20 protein-coding genes and 1 pseudogene are annotated in these 19861 nt (G+C 65.8%); 15 read left to right on the forward strand and 6 right to left on the reverse strand.

The annotated features are described in order from the left end of the window. Window positions 1-7: 7 nt before the first annotated feature. Entirely contained in the window at window positions 8-625 is a 618-nt protein-coding gene (locus DB708_RS11285; protein ID WP_108922006.1) for a TetR/AcrR family transcriptional regulator, read from the reverse strand. Between the two features lie 128 nt (window positions 626-753). Here DB708_RS11285 and DB708_RS11290 point away from each other — a divergent pair, with 128 nt between their 5' ends. Beyond that, entirely contained in the window at window positions 754-2079 is a 1326-nt protein-coding gene (locus DB708_RS11290; RefSeq protein ID WP_108922007.1) for a cytochrome P450, read from the forward strand. Here the strand turns inward: DB708_RS11290 and msrA are convergent. Next, a complete protein-coding gene (msrA, locus tag DB708_RS11295; RefSeq protein ID WP_108922008.1) occupies window positions 2076-2597 on the reverse strand; it encodes a peptide-methionine (S)-S-oxide reductase MsrA in 522 nt (173 codons plus the stop codon). The two genes, DB708_RS11290 and msrA, sit on opposite strands and share 4 nt — an antisense overlap. A 128-nt stretch (window positions 2598-2725) precedes the next feature. Between msrA and DB708_RS11300 the strand changes: the two genes are divergently transcribed. The 4 genes and pseudogenes from DB708_RS11300 to DB708_RS11315 all read left to right on the forward strand — a co-directional run bounded on the left by DB708_RS11300 (window position 2726) and on the right by DB708_RS11315 (window position 5518). Beyond that, complete coding sequence (locus DB708_RS11300) at window positions 2726-3235, forward strand: nuclear transport factor 2 family protein (RefSeq protein ID WP_108922009.1); 510 nt, start codon at window positions 2726-2728, stop codon at window positions 3233-3235. Beyond that, a complete protein-coding gene (locus DB708_RS11305; protein ID WP_108922010.1) occupies window positions 3232-4245 on the forward strand; it encodes an NAD-dependent epimerase/dehydratase family protein in 1014 nt (337 codons plus the stop codon). Before DB708_RS11300 ends, DB708_RS11305 begins: the two co-directional genes overlap by 4 nt. Before the next feature lie 9 nt (window positions 4246-4254). Next, window positions 4255-5094: a class I SAM-dependent methyltransferase gene (locus DB708_RS11310; protein ID WP_201263494.1), complete on the forward strand. Its 840-nt coding sequence runs from the start codon at window positions 4255-4257 to the stop codon at window positions 5092-5094. Between the two features lie 43 nt (window positions 5095-5137). Further along, window positions 5138-5518 (forward strand): annotated as a pseudogene (locus DB708_RS11315) (DUF427 domain-containing protein). Window positions 5519-5533: 15 nt separating this feature from the next. Here the strand turns inward: DB708_RS11315 and DB708_RS11320 are convergent. Beyond that, the gene (locus DB708_RS11320; protein ID WP_201263495.1) at window positions 5534-5920 is read right to left on the reverse strand and encodes a nuclear transport factor 2 family protein; all 387 of its coding nucleotides are present in this window, start codon (window positions 5918-5920) and stop codon (window positions 5534-5536) included. A 49-nt stretch (window positions 5921-5969) separates the two neighbouring features. Here DB708_RS11320 and DB708_RS11325 point away from each other — a divergent pair, with 49 nt between their 5' ends. Together DB708_RS11325 and DB708_RS11330 are read left to right on the forward strand one after the other, a co-directional pair. Continuing rightward, on the forward strand, window positions 5970-6896 hold the full coding sequence (locus DB708_RS11325) for a DNA-3-methyladenine glycosylase family protein (protein WP_409347593.1): 927 nt from the start codon (window positions 5970-5972) through the stop codon (window positions 6894-6896). Between the two features lie 74 nt (window positions 6897-6970). Then, window positions 6971-7519: a Dps family protein gene (locus DB708_RS11330; protein WP_108922013.1), complete on the forward strand. Its 549-nt coding sequence runs from the start codon at window positions 6971-6973 to the stop codon at window positions 7517-7519. A 5-nt stretch (window positions 7520-7524) separates the two neighbouring features. On the opposite strand, the gene DB708_RS11335 is transcribed toward DB708_RS11330, so the two are convergent. After that, window positions 7525-8970, reverse strand: a complete 1446-nt coding sequence (locus DB708_RS11335; protein ID WP_108922014.1) for a chloride channel protein — start codon at window positions 8968-8970, stop codon at window positions 7525-7527. Between the two features lie 77 nt (window positions 8971-9047). Here DB708_RS11335 and DB708_RS11340 point away from each other — a divergent pair, with 77 nt between their 5' ends. The 8 genes from DB708_RS11340 to DB708_RS11375 all read left to right on the forward strand — a co-directional run bounded on the left by DB708_RS11340 (window position 9048) and on the right by DB708_RS11375 (window position 17770). Continuing rightward, window positions 9048-10031, forward strand: coding sequence for a pirin family protein (locus DB708_RS11340; RefSeq protein ID WP_108922015.1), 984 nt, complete (start codon window positions 9048-9050; stop codon window positions 10029-10031). Window positions 10032-10033: 2 nt separating this feature from the next. After that, window positions 10034-10663: a TetR/AcrR family transcriptional regulator gene (locus DB708_RS11345; protein ID WP_108922016.1), complete on the forward strand. Its 630-nt coding sequence runs from the start codon at window positions 10034-10036 to the stop codon at window positions 10661-10663. Window positions 10664-10745: 82 nt separating this feature from the next. After that, window positions 10746-11705, forward strand: a complete 960-nt coding sequence (locus DB708_RS11350) for a class I SAM-dependent methyltransferase (RefSeq protein ID WP_108922017.1) — start codon at window positions 10746-10748, stop codon at window positions 11703-11705. A 33-nt stretch (window positions 11706-11738) separates the two neighbouring features. After that, the gene (locus DB708_RS11355) at window positions 11739-12680 is read left to right on the forward strand and encodes a class I SAM-dependent methyltransferase (RefSeq protein WP_108922018.1); all 942 of its coding nucleotides are present in this window, start codon (window positions 11739-11741) and stop codon (window positions 12678-12680) included. Next, a complete protein-coding gene (locus DB708_RS11360; protein ID WP_108922019.1) occupies window positions 12681-13604 on the forward strand; it encodes a class I SAM-dependent methyltransferase in 924 nt (307 codons plus the stop codon). An 84-nt stretch (window positions 13605-13688) separates the two neighbouring features. Next, window positions 13689-15251: an LCP family protein gene (locus DB708_RS11365; RefSeq protein ID WP_108922020.1), complete on the forward strand. Its 1563-nt coding sequence runs from the start codon at window positions 13689-13691 to the stop codon at window positions 15249-15251. A gap of 147 nt (window positions 15252-15398) precedes the next feature. After that, on the forward strand, window positions 15399-16841 hold the full coding sequence (locus DB708_RS11370) for an aldehyde dehydrogenase family protein (RefSeq protein ID WP_108922021.1): 1443 nt from the start codon (window positions 15399-15401) through the stop codon (window positions 16839-16841). A gap of 65 nt (window positions 16842-16906) precedes the next feature. Then, a complete protein-coding gene (locus DB708_RS11375) occupies window positions 16907-17770 on the forward strand; it encodes an SDR family oxidoreductase (RefSeq protein ID WP_108922022.1) in 864 nt (287 codons plus the stop codon). Window positions 17771-17782: 12 nt separating this feature from the next. Here DB708_RS11375 and DB708_RS11380 read toward each other — a convergent pair whose 3' ends face one another. Together DB708_RS11380 and DB708_RS11385 are read right to left on the reverse strand one after the other, a co-directional pair. After that, window positions 17783-18607, reverse strand: coding sequence for a tyrosine-protein phosphatase (locus tag DB708_RS11380; RefSeq protein ID WP_108922023.1), 825 nt, complete (start codon window positions 18605-18607; stop codon window positions 17783-17785). Beyond that, a complete protein-coding gene (locus DB708_RS11385) occupies window positions 18600-19820 on the reverse strand; it encodes an acyl-CoA dehydrogenase family protein (RefSeq protein ID WP_108922261.1) in 1221 nt (406 codons plus the stop codon). The genes DB708_RS11380 and DB708_RS11385 overlap by 8 nt, the downstream gene beginning before the upstream one ends. Window positions 19821-19861: the final 41 nt, after the last annotated feature.

Genomic DNA, 19861 nt, shown 5'->3' on the forward strand with positions numbered 1-19861 from the left:
ATCGGGTCTATTGCCGAGGACCGAGCAGCGCAATGCAAGCATCCACGGCCGGTTCGACGATCTCGCGGACCGGGTGAGCGTCTTCGACGGCGAGCGCGGTTAGTTCGCGCAGGCCGCCGAGCAGGATCACGGCCAACGGCGCGGTCAACGGAGGTAGCTCAGCGCGCCGGAACCCGGCGCTGGCGCTGAGGTCGATCAGTAGGTCGGACAGCAGCTGTAGGCCGCGGCGCTGGACGGGGCGGCCGACGGGGCCCAGCGAGGGGAGCTCTCGAATCCAGCTCAAGGTGATGGCCGGCCGGGCTTCGATATAGGCGACGTAGGCCTCGACGGCCTGACGGATCTGCTGATGCCAGTCGGCATCGGGATCGACGGCGGCCGCGATGCTCTCGCCGAGCTTTTCGATATCGGCGGCCAGCAGCTCGAGGAAGCACCCTTCCTTGCTGGCGAATTGGTCGTAGAACGTGCGCTTGGACGTGCGGGCGTGGCGTACCACGTCGGCAACGGTGCTGGCGCGGTAGCCACGTTCGCCGATCGAGGTGGCCAGGCCGTCGAGCAGCCGGAGCCGAAACGGATCGCCGAGCGGCGCGTCGTCCACCGCTGCGATCGCCGTCGTCGCGGATGGCATGGTCGGTGGCCCTTTCGGTGGATGCACCCTTGTCAGCTTTGGTACCACAGAGTACCGTACCAAGAAGGATCTGTGGTACACCGCGGTACCAACCCCGATCCGGGGCAGATATTGGGAGCAATGACGCTATGAGCGAAGTAGTCACCACCGCACGAGCGGCCTCCCCGGTCAGATTGCCCCCGGCGGCTCCGGTGCCAAAGATATTGCAGGGCTTTGGTTTTTCGATGTCACGGCGACTGATGATGCGACGACTCTCGCGCCGCTACGGCAACGTCTTCACGCTGCGCCTCCCGATGTTCGGGCGCGTCATAGCGGTCAGTGACCCGCAGCTGGCCAAGCAGATCTTCACCACCAGTCCCGACGAGCTCGGCAACATCCAGCCCAATCTGAGCAGATTGTTCGGCTACGGTTCGGTATTCGCGCTCGAGGGCGACGATCATCGCCGCCGGCGAAGGCTGTTGGCGCCGCCATTCCACGGCAAGAGCATCAGGAACTACGAGAGCATCATCGAAGAAGAAACGCTGCGCGAGACCGCCGACTGGCCGCAGGACAGGTCGTTCGCCACGCTGTCGCCGATGATGCGGATCACCCTCAACGCAATCCTGCGGGCGGTCTTCGGGGCCGATGGCGCCGAACTCGACGAGCTGCGCCGGCTTATCCCACCGTGGGTCACCCTCGGCTCGCGCCTGGCGGCACTGCCGAAGCCCAAGCGGGACTACGGGCGGTTCAGCCCATGGCACCGGCTGGACAGGTCGCGCCGGCAGTACGACACCGTCATCGAGAAATTGATCGCAGCCGAGCAGGCGGACCCCAACTTCGCCGATCGGACCGACGTCCTCGCGCTGCTGCTGCGCAGCAGCTACGAAGATGGTTCCACCATGTCGCACAGGGAAATTGGCGACGAGCTCCTCGCGCTGCTGGCTGCGGGGCACGAAACCACCGCCTCGACGCTGGCTTGGGCATTCGAGCGCATCAGCCGCCACCCCGAGCTGCTGGCGGCGCTGGTGGCCGAAGCCGATAGCGGCGGCAACGAGCTGCGCCAGGCGACGATCCTGGAAGTCCAACGGGCACGAACCGTGATCGATTTCGCCGGTCGACACGTCTACCCGGAGACGTATCAACTAGGCGAGTGGGTGATTCCGCGCGGTTATTCGATCATCGTCGGTATCGCACAACTCCACGACAATCCCGATGTGTTCCCCGATCCCGGGCGCTTCGACCCGCAGCGATTCATCGGGGCGAAACCGTCAGCGCTGTCCTGGATTCCGTTTGGCGGAGGAACTCGCCGGTGTGTAGGGGCGGCATTCGCCAACATGGAGATGGACGTGGTGCTTCGAACGGTGTTGCGCGACTTCACTATTGAAACCACGGAGGAACCAGACGAGCACTGGCATTGCCGTGGGGTCGCGTTCACACCGAAGGACGGCGGCCGGGTTGTGGTGCGGCGGCGCTAAGCCGACGCGCCCTTGCCTTCTCGGACGGGCAGCTTCCAGCCGGGGCGGATGTAGTGGCAGGTGTATCCGCTGGGGTAGCGCTCCAGGTAGTCCTGGTGTTCGGGCTCGGCTTCCCAGAAGTCCCCGGCCGGACTGACCTCGGTCACGACCTTCCCGGGCCATAGCCCCGAGGCCTCGACGTCGGCGATGGTGTCCAGCGCGACCTGCTTCTGCTCGTCGTCGGTGTAGAAGATCGCCGACCGGTAGCTGGCGCCGCGGTCGTTGCCCTGCCGGTCCTTGGTGGTCGGATCGTGGATTTGGAAGAAGAACTCCAGCAGTGTGCGGTAGTCGGTGGCCGTCGGGTCGAATTCGATCTCGATGGCCTCGGCGTGCGTGCCGTGGTTGCGGTAGGTCGCGTTGGGCACGTCGCCGCCGGTGTAGCCGACGCGGGTCGAGACCACCCCGGGCTGTTTGCGGATCAGGTCCTGCATGCCCCAGAAGCAGCCGCCGGCGAGGATCGCCTTTTGCGTGTTCGTCATGTCATCGCCTCGTTTCGCTCGGACCGAATGGTCGCAACCTCCCTCCGATTATGCTGATGTTCGCCACCGGGTATAGCGGCGAGGCGAAGCCCTCGACAAACCGCGGTAGAACGTGTTCTAGTTTTTGCGTGAACAGCCCGCAATTCTCCCGTAGTGAACTCGCCGATGCCTTTGCGAAATTCGAGGCGACCGTCGATGCGGCGGCGCAATCGCAGGACTGGGACGCCTGGGTCCAGCACTACACGCCCGACGTCTTGTACATCGAACACGCGGCGGGCACTTGGCACGGGCGCGACGAGGTCCGCGAGTGGATCAGTGCGACGATGGGCAGCTTTCCGGGCAGCCACATGGTCGCGTTTCCGTCGCTGTGGTCGGTCATCGACGAGCCCACCGGGCGCATCATCATGGAACTGGACAACCCGATGCGCGATCCCGGTGACGGCACCGTCATCGGCGCGACGAACATCTCGATCATCACCTATGCCGGCGACGGGCTGTGGCGTCAGCAGGAAGACATCTACAACCCGCTGCGCTTCGTGCAGGCCACGTTGAAGTGGTGCCGCAAGGCGCAGGAACTCGGCACTCTCGACGAGGCGGGCGCGCAGTTCATCGAGCAGTACGGAGGGGCCGCCCAGTGAGCGCCAAACCCAAACTTGTGATCGGCGCCAACGGTTTTCTGGGCTCACACGTCACCCGTCAGTTGGTCGCGGACGGGGCGCAGGTACGGGTGATGGTGCGCGAAGGTGCGAATACCCGGTCCATCGACGATCTCGACGTCACCCGCTTTCACGGCGACGTGTTCGACACCGCCACGGTGCGCGAAGCGATGGACGGCGTCGACGACGTGTACTACTGCGTCGTCGATACCCGCGCGTGGCTGCGTGACACGGCGCCGCTGTTTCGCACCAACGTCGAGGGGGTGCGCAACGTTCTCGATGTCGCAGTCACCCAGCCCCTGCGCAGGTTCGTTTTCACCAGCACCTACGCGACCGTGGGCCGCCGGCACGGTCACGTGGCGACCGAAGACGACGTGATCGCTTCCCGCGGGCTGACTCCCTACGTGCAATCTCGGGTCCAGGCCGAAGACCTGGTGATGCGTTACGTCGCCGACGCCGGGTTGCCTGCCGTCGCGATGTGCGTGTCCACGACGTACGGCGACGGGGACTGGGGCGGCACTCCGCACGGTGCCTTCATCGCGGGCGCGGTATTCGGCAAGCTGCCCTTCCTGATGAACGGCATTCAGCTCGAAGTCGTCGGCGTCGACGATGCCGCGCGGGCCATGATCCTGGCCGCCGAGCACGGCCGCGTCGGCGAGCGCTACCTCGTCTCCGAGAAGATGATGGCGCTCAACGATTCGATCCGGATCGCGGCCGACGAGGCCGGTGTCGCGCCCCCGCAACGCGCGATCTCGGTTCCGATGCTCTACGCCCTGGCCGCGGCGGGCACGTGCAAAGCCAAGCTCACCGGCACTGACGCTCAACTCAGCCTCGCTTCGGTGCGGATGATGCGCGCCGAAGCGCCCGTGGACAGCGGCAAGGCAAAGCGGGAGCTGGGCTGGCAGCCGCGCCCGATCGAGGAATCGATCCGCGAGGCCGCCCGGTTCTGGGCCGCGATGCGCACCCCGCGAACGGCCGCGCAACCCGAATAGGCTCGGTCCATGGACCGGATACGCGTCGATCTGAGCGGGCCGCCGCAGACGATGCTGGCGACGCTGTACGCCAAAGCGCTCGACGCCGACGCCCCCAATTCGATCCTGTGCGATCAGTACGCCAAAGCCGCCGTGGCGCGCATCGACTACGACTGGGCCGCAACGACTATCGATGCGCGCACTGCCCCGTCGGTCGCCATTCGCAGCGCGCATTTCGACAATTGGGCTCGCCAGTTTCTGGCCGTGCACGACGAAGCCGTCGTGCTGCATGTGGGGTGCGGGCTGGACTCCCGGGTGTACCGGCTGGATCCCGGTCCGGGAGTGCGGTGGATCGACGTCGACTACCCCGAAGTGATCAGCTTGCGTGAACGGATCTACCCGGGGCGCACCAACTACCGGATGCTGCCGGCCTCGGTGACCGACCCGTCCTGGGTGGCAGAGATACCCTCCGACCGTCCCGTGCTGTTCCTCGGTGAGGGCCTGACGATGTACCTGACGAAAGACGACGGGCTGGCCCTACTTCGACGCGTCGTCGATCGATTCGGATCTGGCGAACTTCAGTTCGACGCGTTCAACACATTCGGTATTCGGGCGCAGCTGATCAATGCCGTGGTCCGCCGGTCCGGCTCGAAGCTGCGCTGGGGTATCGATGGGCCGAGCGACATCGTCGACGCCGTTGCCGGGGTGCGGGTACTGGTGTGGGAATCGGTCTTCGACAGCGACACATTCGAGATGGTGTCACCGTTCGTACGCTGGGTAGGCGCAGCGATGGCGACGGTGCCGGTATTGCGAACGATGTCGCAATACCATCGCTACGCGTTCGGGCCGGCGCAAGCCGGGAAGTCCTGAGCGCCTGCCGGTGTTGCACTGCAAAGTCTGAGGAGGAGCAAGCATGACCCACAAGGAAGTCCTGGAACCGAACGCCGGTCACCCGATCACTATCGCGCCGACCCAGGGGCGGGTCCAGGTTCGCGTCAACGGCGAGGTGGTCGCCGACACTACCGCGGCCCTCGAATTGCGGGAAGCCACTATCCCTGCGGTGCAATACATTCCGCGCAGCGACGTGGCGCAAGACCGGCTGACCCGCACCGAGACCGTCAGCTACTGCCCGTTCAAGGGCGACGCGAGCTACTACGCCGTGACCACGTCGGCCGGTGACACCGTCGAAGACGTCATCTAGACCTACGAGCAGCCGTTTCCCGCGGTGGCCGAGATCGCCGGGTACGTCGCGTTCTATCCCAATAAGGCCGACATCAGCGTCATTGCCGAGTAGGCCCGGGCACCGGCGCTATTCGCCCAGAAATTTGGCGTAGGCGCGGGTGTCCCCGTATTCGCGCATCGAGACGATCAGACCGTCGCTGGTCTCGAAGATGCACACGAACGGGGTGTCGTATTGCTCGCCGTTGGGCTTGATGCCGGTGGCATGTGCCTCGACTACCACGGTGTCGCCTTCGTTGATGCAGCGGAGCAAGTCAATGGTGAGCTCGACGGACTGCGTGCGCCGGTCGGTCGCACGCCGCAGGGACTGTTTGTCGTAAGAGTTGCGGGTGTACAGGCTCCAATAGCTGAAGTTCTCGCTGAGCAGCGCGAAACCCTCGTCGAGATCGCCGTCTGCGCTCAGGCTCTGGAGGAACATCCAGGCCAGCTCGGCATTGGGAGCGTCGAACGGCGTCATCACATCGCAATATTGTCTTGGGTGGTAGTGGACGGTCAATCAGAATGGGATTCCGGAGTCGCCGGTGAACAGCGTGCGCATCGTGACGTTCCCCGGGGCGGTGAGCTTCGGGCACACGCTGGCGCCGCTTCGCCGTGGACCCGCAGACCCTTGCTTTCGCATTCCGGGTGACGGGACGATCTGGCGGACCAGCCTGCTGCCCAGCGGACCCGTCACCGCGCGCCTGCACCGGGTGGCCGTCGATGCGGCGCACTGCGAGGCGTGGGGGAGCGGCGCCGCGGAATTCGTTGAGCGGCTACCCGCGCTGCTGGGCGCCTGCGACGACGCCTCGGACTTCGTGCCGACGCATCCGACGGTTGCCGCGGCGTACGGCCGTGTTCCACACCTGCGTCTGGGCCGCACCGGGCAGGTGTTGGAAGCCCTGATCCCGGCGATCATCGAGCAGCGGGTGCCCGGCGCCGATGCCTTCAGGTCGTGGCGGGTGCTGGTGTCCAAGTACGGCACACCGGCGCCGGGCCCGGCGCCGGCCGGCATGCGGGTGCTGCCTGCGGCCGAGGTCTGGCGGGGCATCCCCTCGTGGGAGTTCCATCGCGCCAATGTCGATCCGCGGCGGGCCCAGACCGTGGTGACCTGCGCGCGCCGGGCGGACTCGCTGGAACGACTGGTGACCCGGCCGGCGGCGCAGGCGCGCGAAGCGCTCACCTCACTGCCGGGAGTCGGGGATTGGACAGCTGCCGAAACCGCGCAACGGGCGTTCGGCGATGCCGATGCCGTCTCGGTGGGCGACTACCACATCCCGAAGATGATCGGCTGGACACTGGCAGGCCACCCGGTCGATGACGACGGCATGCTCGAGCTGCTGGAACCGATGCGACCGCATCGCCACCGGGTGGTTCGCATGCTCGAAGCCAGCGGGCTGGCCTACGAGCCGCGCCGCGGCGCGCGACTACCGGTCCAGCAAATCCACGCTCTCTGACCGGTCGGTGTTTTCGAGCCGGCTCTTCGGGTACCCGTCGTGAATTGACGGATACGAAACGCAGGGAGCAATCGATGACTCAGTTCACCATTCCGGGATTGACTGACAAGCAGGGTGCGCGGCTGGCGGAACTATTGCAGAAGCAGTTGAGCACCTACAACGATCTGCACCTGACACTGAAGCATATTCACTGGAATGTAGTGGGCCCCAACTTCATTGGTGTGCACGAGATGATCGACCCCCAGGTGGAGGCGGTACGCGGCTTTGCCGATGATGTCGCCGAACGCATTGTGGCCCTTGGTGCTTCGCCCGAAGGTACGCCGGGCGCTATCATCCGCGACCGTGCCTGGGACGACTATTCGGTCGGCCGGGACACCGTCCAGGCGCACTTGGCGGCGCTGGACCTGGTCTACAACGGCGTCATCGAGGACATTCGCCAAGCTATTGACGAGACAGACGAACTCGACCAGGTGACGCAGGATCTGTTGATCGGTCAGGCCGGTCCGCTGGAGAAGTTCCAATGGTTCGTCCGCGCTCACTTGGAGAGCGCCGGCGGCAAGCTGAGCCACGAGGGCAAGAAGACGGAAAAGGGCGCTGCCAGCACTGCGCGCCGTAAGTCGTAGGGTTGCTACTCGGGCGCGGTTTCGCGCCGGCGTTCGGCCTCGGCGGTCTCCCGATTCAGCCGCTGAGCCTCGTAAATGGTGACGTTGGTGCGCGATATCAGCAACGATGCGATGCCGACGGCGATGATCGCGCCCGGCACCACCGAGAACGAGCCGGTCATCTCCGCGACCATGATCATGATGGCCAGCGGCGCGCGGGCGACGCTACCGAAACACGTCATCATGCCGACCACGACGAAGATCCCCGGCCCGTCGGGAATGCCGGGCAATCCGGATAACTCGCCCAGTCGCCAGACGGTGGCGCCCACAAAAGCGCCGATCACGATTCCAGGACCGAACAGCCCGCCCGAGCCCCCGGTGCCGATCGACAGCGACGTCGCGACAATCTTGGCCAGCGGCGCGACGATGACGATCCACAACGGGATACCCATCAGCGAGCCGCGATCGGCCGCTAGCTGGGCCCAGCCGTAGCCGCTGCTGAGGATCTCGGGGATCAGCAGACCCAGCAGTCCGACCAGCAGTCCGCCGATCGCCGGCTTGAGCACCGGCCCGCCCGGAAGCCGGCGGGTGAGCCGGACCGAGGCGTGAAAGACCACGGCGTACAGGTAGCCGACCGCCGCCGCGACCAGACCGATCACCACGAACCACAGCAGCGGCCAGGTCTTTTCGAAGCGGTACTCGGCGTCGATGTAGCCGAACAGCGGGTCGAAGCCCAAGAATGCTCCGAGCACCGCATACGCGGTTCCCGAGGTGATGAACCCGGGCAGCAGGCAGCGATAGTCGAAGTCGTCGCGGTAGGTAATCGACGCGGCCAGCACCGCGCCGCCCAACGGCGCGGCGAAGATCGCGCCGATCCCCGCGCCGATGCCCAGCGCCACCGCGATCCGGCCGTCCTCGTCGGACAGGCCGAGGCGTCGGGTCAGCAGCGAACAGAAGCCGGCCGAGATCTGTGCTGTCGGGCCCTCGCGGCCGCCCGAACCACCCGAGCCGATGGTCAACGCGCTGGCGACCATCTTCACCAGCACCGCCCGGAACCGGATCGCGCGAGGATCGGTATGCACCGCCTCGATGGCCTCGTCGGTGCCGTGCCCGGTGGCTTCCGGCGCGAACTTGGCCACAACGAACGCCGACAGCAGCGCCCCGGCCGTCGTCACCAACGGGATTGCCCACGGACGGGTGAAGCCGCCCGATCCGTGGCTGCCGCCCTCGCCCACCGGGGTGGGGATGCGGTAGTCCGCCAGATAGCCCAGCAGGAAGTTGCCGGTGTATTTCAGGGCCAGGTAGAAGACGACCGCGCCCAGGCCCGAGATGACGCCGATCGTGCTGCCCAGCAGGAACCACTTGCGCAGGTAGCCCGAGTTTCTGATCGATCCTCCGAATCGCCCGCCGGCGGCGGCGACCGGGGCGACCGCGGGCCGGGGCTCGTCGTCGGATGGCTCGCTCCCAGGCACTGAGCCATCCTATGACAGCGCGGAATAAACGGACTACAGTCCGGTTATACGGGTAGCTCTAGATGAAGGAGGTCGATATGCCTGCCATCACCGCAGACACGTTGACATTGCCCCGGATCAGCACGCCCAGTCCGCAGGAGACCGAACGGCCGGTCCGATCGGTCACTACCGGCCCCCGCGGGCACGAGGGCGAGGGATTCCCCGTCGTCCGGGCATTCGCCGGGGTTCGTGCCACGGCCCTGGACCCGTTCGTGCACATGGACCAGATGGGCGAGGTGAACTACGAGCCGGGAGAACCGCGGGGTACCGATTGGCATCCGCACCGCGGCTTCGAAACCGTCACTTACATGATCGACGGCAAATTCGCGCACCAGGATTCCCACGGAGGTGGCGGCCTGATCACCGACGGTGCGACGCAGTGGATGACGGCCGGGTCGGGCATCTTGCACATCGAAACCCCGCCCGCGGAATTGGTCGACAGTGGTGGTGTCTTCCACGGCATCCAGCTCTGGGTGAACCTGCCGAAGAAGGACAAGTTCGCAGCGCCGAGATATCAGGCCATCGATGGCAACGACGTCAAGCTGCTCGCCTCCGACGACGGCGGAGCGCTGGTCCGTATCATCGCCGGAGAGGTCGATGGTCACCGCGGACCCGGCGCCACCCACACGCCAATCACGTTGGCGCATACTACGATTCAGCAGGGAGCCAGGATCAACATTCCATGGCGGCGCGATTTCAACGCTCTGGTGTACGTGTTGTCCGGGAGCGGATCGGTCGGTCCGGTCGGTTATCCGATTCACGCGGGCCAGTTGGCCGTGCTCGGGGCCGGCGATCGGATCACCGTGGCGGCTGACACTCCCGGCGATTCGTCATTGACCTCGGCTATTGAAGTGCTACTGCTGGGCGGACAGCCGATTCGCGAGCCGGTTTTTCACTACGGGCCATTTGTGATGAACTCGCGCGCGGAATTGATCGAAGCGCTGGAAGACTACCAGGCGGGAAAATTTGGCAACATTCCGCCAAATGCTTTAATGCCGCATCACGCGGGTGGCACACTTTAGCGGTGTCGACGACGGCGAGGCGCCGGCCGGGCCGTCCACCCGCCGCAAAGGCTGACGAGACGCGCAAGAGGATCTTGCGCGCCGGGCGAATCGTGTTCAGCGAACGCGGTTACGAGGGCGCCACTTTTCAGGCCATCGCGGTGCGTGCCGATCTCACCCGGCCGGCCATCAACCACTACTTTTCCAGCAAGCGGGTGTTGTACCGCGAAGTGCTGAGCCAAACCAGTGAGCTCCTCTTCCGCGCCGGCATTGCCCAGGCGGACCGCGAGACGACGCTGATGGCACGGCTGACCGGATTCATCTCAGCGGCGGTGGCGGTGAATTCCGAGCATCCGTCGGCCTCGGCCTTTCTGATCGGCTCGATTCTGGAATCCCAACGCCACCCGGAATTGAGCCAATCTGAAAACGACGCGATTCGGATTTGCCGGGATTTTTTGACCCGGGTCATCAACGACGCAATCGAACGGGGTGAGTTCGCTGTCGACTTCGATGCGAATGCGTTGATCGAGACACTTCTCGTGGTGCTTTGCGGCGCCGGATTCTATGCCGGTTATGTCCAGAGCTACCAGGAGATGGAGGCCGTCACCGGGATGTTGGGCCAGTTGCTGCACGGGGCGTTGTTCAAGGGTTGAGCGGAAGGCCGCTCTGGTAGGCAGTGAGATCGCGCACAAAGCGTATAGGCTAACTAACTTTTTCGGGTAACATAGCCTCGAAATGACTGATCTTGACGATTCCTCCTCGTTGCAGCCCCCGCTACCACCCTCGCTACGGACCGCGGGGGACTCGTGGGCCATCACCGAACTCGTCGGCGCCACCGCGTTAGGCGTCGCGGCCGCGCGCGCCGCCGAGACGGCAGGATCCGACCCGCTGATTCGTGACGAATTCGCCCGGAAACTGGTTTCGCCCGCGGGGCACGCGTGGGCACGGTTGACCGACCCCGAGCTGGCCTGGCTGGACGGCGATGCGCAGGGGCAGCGCGCGCATCGCCTCGGCATCGACTATCAGGCCGTACGCACGCACTTCTTCGACGAGTACTTCGCCGAAACCGCCCGCGACGGAATCCGGCAGGTGGTGATTTTGGCCGCCGGCCTGGACTCCCGGGCCTACCGGCTGAATTGGCCAGTCGAGACCGCGGTCTACGAGATCGACCAGCCCAAGGTGCTGGAGTACAAAACAGCGATTCTTCAATCGCATGGCGCGGTGCCCACCGCCAGCCGGCGCACGGTCGCGATCGACCTGCGCGAGGACTGGCCGGCGGCGCTGACGGCGGCCGGATTCGACCGCACCCAACCGACCGCGTGGCTGGCCGAGGGCCTGTTGCCGTATCTGCCCAGCGACGCCCAGGACCGGCTTTTCGAGATGTTCACCGCGCTCAGCGCGCGGGGCAGTCAGGTCGCCATCGAGGCGTTCGGCATCAACTCGAGCAGCAACACCAACCGCTGGCAGCGGATGCGCGATCGGCTCGGCCTGGACGTCAACGTCGCGGCGCTGACCTTCCATGAGCCCGACCGATCCGACGCCGCCGAATGGCTGACCAATCACGGCTGGCAGGTGAAAGTCGTGAACAACCGCGAAGAGATGGCCCGGCTGGGCCGCGCGGTCCCCGAAGACCTGGCCGACGATGCCGTGCGCAGTGCGCTGCTGCGGGCGCGTTTCGACGGACCAACCCACTGACCCAACCGAACACCACAAAGACCGGAGCACGCGATGAGCTCACTGCGCACACATGACGACACCTGGGACATCAAGACGAGCGTGGGCAGCACCGCGGTGATGGTGGCCGCCGCCCGAGCCATCGAAACCGAGCAGCCCGACGCGCTGATCAACGACCCCTACGCCAGACTGCTGGTCAACAACGCCGGCTCCGAGATCTTGTGGGAAGCCATGCTCGACCCGGACGTCGTGGCCAAGATCGAAGCCATCGACGAAGAATCCGCCGCTCGCATCCACCACATGCGCGGCTACCAGGCGGTGCGGACTCACTTCTTCGACAATTATTTCGCCGAAGCCGTCGCCGCCGGGATCCGCCAGGTCGTGATCCTCGCGTCGGGACTGGACTCGCGGGCCTATCGGCTGGACTGGCCGGCCGGCACGACGGTCTACGAGATCGACCAGCCCCAGGTGCTGGACTACAAATCCGCCACGCTGGCCGAAAGCGGCGCCACCCCTGCCGCCGATCGTCGGGAGGTGGCCATCGATCTGCGTGACGACTGGCCGGCCGCGCTGCGTGCCGCCGGCTTCGACGCGGCTGCGCCCACCGCCTGGCTGGCGGAGGGATTGCTGATGTACCTGCCCGCCGAGGCGCAGGACAAGCTGTTCACCCAGATCGGCGAGCTGAGCCCGGCGGGCAGCCGCGTCTCGGCCGAAACCGCGCCCACCCACTCCGATGAGCGGCGTGAGCAGATGCGGGAGCGGTTCAAGAAGGTGGCCGACGAGATCGGCATTGAGCAAAGTGTGGACGTCGGCGAGCTGATGTATCGCGACGACCACCGGGCGGACCTCGCCGACTGGCTCAACGACCACGGCTGGCGCGCCACGGCGCAAAACTCGCTCGACGAAATGGATCGTGTGGGCCGCAGGGTTGCCAGTGTTGAGCTGGATGACGACAAGGACGCCTTCTCCGACTTCGTGATCGGGGAGCGTCAGTAGATGCCACGCACCGCGGACGACTCCTGGGACATCGCCACCAGCGTCGGGGCGACCGCGGTGATGGTCGCGCTAGCCCGTGCCGCCGAGACCGGCAGCGCTGATCCGCTGATCCGCGACCAGTTCGCCGAGCCGCTGGTCTCGACGCCCGAACTCGAGGGGGTTCGAGAGCAGGTGACCGCCTGGTGGGCCGGGGCTGAAGAAGATGATCCGGACGGGGCGGTTCGCGCCCAGGAGATGATCAACTACCAGGCGGTGCGCACGCATTTCTTCGATGCGTACTTCGCCGACGCCACTGCCGCCGGCATCCGCCAGGTCGTCATCCTGGCGGCTGGTCTGGATTCGCGCGCATACCGCTTGGACTGGCCGGCCGGCGTCACCGTCTACGAGATCGACCTGCCCAAGGTGCTTGCGTACAAGGCGCAGACACTGGCCGGCCATGGTGCGGCGCCAACCGCCGACCGGCGCCCGGTGCCGGTCGACTTGCGGCATGATTGGCCGCAAGCCTTGCGAGACAACGGCTTTGACCCGGCCCAGTCGACCGCGTTCCTAGCCGAAGGGCTGTTGCCATTTCTGCCGGCGGCGGCTCAGGAGACCATGTTCGCCTCGATCGACGCGCTGAGTGGGCCGGGCAGCCAGGTAGCCGTCGAGAATTTCGGAGTCGACGTGGACAAGCGGCAGCAGGCCGAGGCGAGGTGGGCCGAGCTTAAGGCCAAGCGCGAGGCGCGCGGCCAGGACACCTCGTTCAACCCGTTCGACCTCTGGTTCGAGGACGAGGGTCGGCCCGACTGCGGCGACTGGTTCGCCGCCCACGGCTGGACCGTTCAGACGGTGAATGCCCGCGAAGAGGCCACGCGCTTGGGCCGCGAGCCCCAAAACGAGGACCGGCCGTTCGCGAACAGCTTTGTGACCGCAACCAAGCGCTGACTTCCCGTAGCGGATTCTGCGGATTGGCTCGCGGCTGGGGTTACCGCGATTCCGCCAGTCCATCGGGAACAATGTGCAGTCATCATGGGCAGCGCTGAATCTGATCAATCGCACGGCTGGGTGCTGAGAAAGGGCCGCTTGGTCGCGGCGCTCGTTTCGGCATCCGTCATGGCGATCACCGGTATGGGGTGGACGGGTTACCACACGGCCCTGGGCAAAATCATCGTCTCGCACGCGCTCCCGAATGCGTCGTCGCGCAGCGGCGATCAGAACATCCTGCTGATGGGCCTGGACAGCCGGCTGGACCAGAATGGTCGGCCGCTACCGCAGGACGTCTACGACGCGCTGCACGCCGGCGACGAGAGCTCCGGTGGCTACAACGCGAATGTGCTGATCGTCGTTCACATTCCAGACGGCAACGGGCCGGTCACCGCGGTGTCGATTCCCCGCGACGACTATGCCGAGTTGCCGGGCTGCCCGGGATCGGTCTGCGTGGGCAAGATCAAGCAGGCATATGGGCTGGCCTATCAGCAGTCGTTGAATGCGCAGGCGTCCGGCAATTCGGACGAGGCGGGCGCAAACGATTTGGCGGTTCGCGAGCAGACCGCCCGCGAGGCGGGCCGTAAGGCCGAAATCAGCGCCCTCAACGATTTCCTCGGTATCTCGGTCGATCACTTCGTCGAGGTCACGCTGGGCGCGTTCTTCCAAATCGCCAAAGCCGTCGAGCCAATCACGGTGTGCCTCAACGGCGATACGTATGACAGCTATTCGGGTGCGGACTTCCACCAAGGGGTGCAGCGAATCGACGCCGCACAGGCAATGGCCTTCGTACGGCAGCGACGCGACGAAAATGACGGCTCCTTCACCGATTTCGACCGGACCCGGCGGCAGCAGGCCTTCTTGGTGTCCCTGGTCAACGCGGCGCGCACCGGCGGTGCGCTGTCGAGCCTGAGCGGGTTGCGAAAACTGCTTCAGGTTGCCCAGGACAACGTCGCCGTCGACTCCGGGTTGGATCTGATGGACCTCGCCTCGCGGGCTTCGAAACTCAGCAGCCGGCCGTTGTCGCTTTACACCCTGCCGATCTCCGGCTTCGGCAAGGATCCGAACGGATCCGACATCAACGTCGTCGACCTGCCGACCATTCGGCGCATCGTCCACGAGCGCTTCTACTCCGATGCGCCGGCCGCGCTCGATACCGTCGCACCGACCACCTCGTCCGCACCTGCGTTGGCGCAACCGGTGATCCTCGACGTCGTCAACGCCACTGCGCGCGACGGACTGGCCGGCGCGATCGAGGAGGCCTTTGCCGGCCGTGGCTACACCCGCGGCAGCGCCACGACCGCCGCCAGCCCGGCCGACGAGAGCCTGATCGAATACGGCCCCGGAGCCGACCGAGGCGCCCAGGTGTTGGCCGACCAGCTGCACATGCCGGCGACCGCCAACAGCGCGGTAGCACCCGGAACGGTGCGACTCACGGTCGGAACACAGTTTCCTGCAGCTGACTACCTCACCCATCCAGGAGTTGGCGTGCAAACGCAGCAGTCCGGGCAGGTGAGCACCGTTCCTGCCACGGGCAGCGGCGATCGCGCTCCGGCGCCGACCGACCTCAGCCAGATGACGGCAGCCAGCGTTCCCTGCGTCAAGTAACTGCGTCGATCGGCAATGCTGTTGCCGCAATCTGCGGCGCCTTTACTTCCCAACCGACTGGATGGTTAGGATCGCGGTTATCGCCCGTTAGTGTCCGCGCACACAGTCGTGGGCAGCTACGGGAGGGTGCGAGAAGGGAAGACAGCGATGACTACCGAATCGGTTGCACCAAAGACATCCGAGTCCACCAATGGGGCCGTGTCGGCATCGGGGTCGGCCCGGCCGGCCGATATCCCCGCGACGGTGGCCCGACTGCGCCAGACTTTCGCCGCCGGGCGCACCCGTGACGTCGAGTGGCGCAAGCGTCAGCTGCTGGCGCTGGCGAAGTTGATGGAAGAAAACGACGCCGCGATCAACGCCGCGCTTGCCGAGGACCTGGACCGCCACCCGTTCGAGGCGTTCATCGGCGACACGGCCGGCACCATCGGTGAAGCGAAGTATGCCGCCAAGAACGTGCGCAAGTGGATGAAGCGCAAGTACGCGCGTCTCGAGGCGGCCCAACTTCCCGGCCGGGGCTGGATTCAGTACGAGCCGTACGGCACTGTGCTGGTCATCGGCGCCTGGAATTACCCGTTCTACCTGACCCTGGGGCCGGCGGTCGGGGCGATCGCCGCTGGAAATGCCGTGGTGCTCAAGCCCTCGGAAATCGCCGCTGCTTCTTCGCACCTGATGGCCGAGCTGGTGCCGCGCTATCTGGACAATGACGCGATCGCGGTGATCGAAGGTGACGGCGCGGTGAGCCAGGAGCTGATCGCGCAGGGCTTGGACCGGGTGATGTTCACCGGTGGCACCGAGATCGGCCGCAAGGTTTATGAAGGTGCCGCGCCGCACCTGACCCCCTGCACGCTTGAGCTCGGCGGCAAGAGCCCGGTGATCGTCGCGGCCGATGCCGACATCGACGTCGCCGCCAAGCGGATCGCCTGGATCAAACTGCTCAACGGCGGACAGACATGCGTCGCGCCCGATTATGTGCTGGCCGACGCGAAGATCCGCGACGAACTCGTCAGCAAGATCAGCGCGGCCATTACGAAGTACCGCTCCGAGGGGCCGGCCGGAATGCGGATGGCCAACCAGCGCCAGTTCGACCGGCTCAGCGGTTACCTCAAGGGCTCGGGCGGCGAGGTCAGCGTCGGTGGTGGTTGCGACCCGTCGACCCTGCGCATCGAGCCGACGGTCGTCGTCGACCCCGACGCGGACGGCCCGCTGATGACCAACGAGATCTTCGGACCGCTGCTGCCGGTGATCACCGTCCAATCCCTGGACGATGCAATACGTTTCGTCAACTCGCGGCCCAAGCCGCTGTCGGCCTATCTGTTCACAAAGTCGCGTGAGGTGCGGGAGAAGGTCATTAACGACGTTCCGGCCGGTGGCATCGTGGTCAACCACCTCGCCTTCCAGGTGTCGACGGCCAAGCTGCCATTCGGCGGGGTCGGCGCATCGGGAATGGGTGCCTACCACGGCAAGTGGGGCTTCGAAGAGTTCAGCCATCGCAAGTCGGTGATGACCAAGCCGACCCGTCCCGACCTCTCCAGCTTCACCTACCCGCCGTACACGGACCGGGCGCTGAAGATGGCCCGCAAGCTGTTCTGACACACTGGCCCGGCGGCTTTCGCTAGCCGACCACAACCTTTGATCTCAACGTAGAGAGGAACCTGATGCCCGGAGTGCAGGATCGCGTCATCGTCGTCACAGGAGCCGGTGGAGGACTGGGGCGTGAATACGCGCTCACCCTTGCCAAGGAGGGCGCCAGCGTCATCGTCAACGACCTTGGTGGAGCCCGCGACGGCACGGGTGCCGGCCACAACATGGCCGACGAGGTGGTCAAGGAGATCAAGGACGCCGGTGGCCGGGCAGCCGCCAACTACGACAGCGTCGCCGAGCCCGAGGGCGCCGAGAACATCGTCAAGACCGCGCTCGACGAGTTCGGTGCGATCCACGGTGTGGTGAGTAACGCCGGCATCCTGCGTGACGGCACCTTCCACAAGATGTCGTTCGAGAACTGGGACTCCGTGCTCAAGGTGCACCTGTACGGCGGGTACAACGTCATTCGCGCCGCCTGGCCGCACTTCCGCGAGCAGGGCTACGGCCGCGTCGTCGTTGCCACCTCCACCAGCGGCCTGTTCGGCAACTTCGGCCAGGCCAACTACGGCGCGGCCAAGCTCGGGCTGGTCGGGCTTATCAACACGCTCGCGCAAGAAGGCGCGAAGTACGACATCAAGTCCAACGCCGTGGCCCCGATCGCGGCCACCCGGATGACGCAGGACATCCTGCCACCCGAGGTCTTCGAGAAGCTCACGCCGGAATACGTTGCGCCTGTGGTGGCTTACCTGTGCACCGAGGAGGTGCCCGACACCGGTTCGATCTTCATCGTCGGTGGCGGCAAGGTGCAGCGCACCGCGCTGTTCCAGAACGACGGGGTGACGTTCTCCAATGTGCCGTCGGTTGACGACGTCGCCGGCAAGTGGAACGAGATCGACGACCTGTCGGCCGCGAAGCAGGCCAGCTTCAAGCTGGGATAACGCCCCAGCGGGTCAGACGAGCAGCTCGTTGCGGAGGCGGTCCACATCCGCCTGCGTGACTCCTGCGTCGCGCAGGTAAGCCTCCAGCGAGCCGAACTCCTTGTCGATCGCTTGGCGCGCGGCTGCCAGATACTCCGGGCGCACGCCGAGGACGCCGTCTGCCAGCCGGGCCTTGGTGAACGTGACCACTTCCGGGGTCAAGTCGACGTCGGAGCGCTGCTGAATCATTTCGTAGATGTGGTCCCGCAGTTCGGGTACCGCGGCGTTGCTTCGCAGGTAGTCGGCGACGATGGTGTCGCGGTCGATGCCGATCGTCTCCAGCACGGTGGCGATCACGAAGCCGGTGCGATCCTTGCCGGCGAAGCAGTGCGTGAGCACCGAGCGCCCCGCTCCCAGCAACGAAAAGACATGCTGCACAGCGCGTTGCGCGCCGTTGCGGGTGGGAAACTGCCGATATTCGTCGGTCATGTGGCGAATAGCGGCCTCGTTGACGGCCTCGTCGGACTGGTCGGGATCGCCCTCGAACAGCCGACGAAACGCCGTTTCGTGCGGCGCGTCGTCGTCGGTCGGCTCTTCATCTCCGAGATCGGGAAAGGGCAATAGGTGGATATCTGTGCCGTCGGGAACCAGTCCGGGGCCACGCCGGGCGACCTCACGCGCGGCGCGCAGATCCGCGACATCGGTAATCCCCAACTCGCGCAGCGTATCCCGGCCCCCGTCGTCAAGCCGGCTCAACTCGCCGGAGCGGAACAGCCGTCCTGGCCGAACCGCGGACGCGCCGTCGGCGACATCGCGAAAGTTCCACGCGCCCGACAGTTCTCGCAGGGCCTCAGTCATGCGGTGTCACCGCCGCGGCGAAGGCGGACTGTTCGCGGCCGAGTTCGGTGCGCGCGATTGTCCGCATGTGCACCTCGTCGGGTCCGTCGAAGATCCGCATCGCTCGATGCCAGCCGTAGAGGCGGGCCAGCACCGTGTCGTCGCTGACACCCGCGGCTCCATGCACCTGGATCGCGCGGTCGATGACGTCGCAGGCAATCTGCGGCGCAACAGCTTTGATCTGCGACACCAGTAGATGGGCAGCCTTGTTGCCATGCTGGTCGATCGTCCACGCCGCCTTTTCGCACAGCAGCCGAGCTTGATCGATTTCGTTGCGGGACTTCGCAATTGATTGCTGCACCAGCCCCTGGTCGGCTAGTGGACGGCCGAACGCGATGCGGTGGTTCGCACGATGCACCATCAGCGCCAGCGCACGTTCGGCTCCGCCAAGCGCCCGCATGCAGTGGTGGATGCGGCCCGGCCCGAGCCGGGCCTGGGCGATCGCGAAGCCGCCGCCCTCTTCGCCGAGCAGGTTGGTGGCCGGAACCCGGACGTTGTCGTAAATGATTTCGCAGTGCCCGTGCTGGTCTTGCCAGCCGAACACCGAAGTCGAACGCACCACCGTCACGCCCGGGGTGTCCATCGGAACCAGGACCATCGACTGCTGCTGGTGGCTGGCCGCGTCGGGATTGGTGCGGCCCATCACGATCAAGACCTTGCAGCGCGGGTCCGACGCGCCCGACGTCCACCACTTGCGGCCGTTGATGACGTAGTCGGCGCCGTCGCGCACGATGGCCGTCTGGATGTTGCGGGCGTCGCTGCTGGCGACCGCCGGCTCGGTCATCGAGAAGGCGCTGCGGATCTCGCCGGCCAGCAGGGGCTGAAGCCACTGCTTGCGCTGCTCCTCGGTGGCGAACAGGTGCAGCGTCTCCATGTTCCCGGTGTCCGGCGCCGCGCAGTTGACCGCTTCGGGGGCGAGCTCCAGGCTCCAGCCGGTCAGCTCGGCCAGCGGGGCGTATTCCAGGTTGGTCAGTCCCGACTCGGCCGGCAGGAACAGGTTCCACAGGCCGCGTTCCTTGGCCTTGGTTTTGAGTTCCTCGATGACGGGCGGAACGGTGTGATCGTCGGGGCCGGCCTCGTGGCGGTAGTTGTCGTAGGCGGCCTCAGCCGGAAAGACATACTCAGTCATGAAGTCGGACAACCGCTTGTGGTAGTCGGTGGCCTTAGCCGACATCGCGAAGTCCATGACCGTCACGATAGGACACCGAGAATCGG

The organism is Mycobacterium montefiorense (genome assembly GCF_003112775.1).
GTDB classification, from domain to species: Bacteria; Actinomycetota; Actinomycetes; order Mycobacteriales; family Mycobacteriaceae; genus Mycobacterium; species Mycobacterium montefiorense.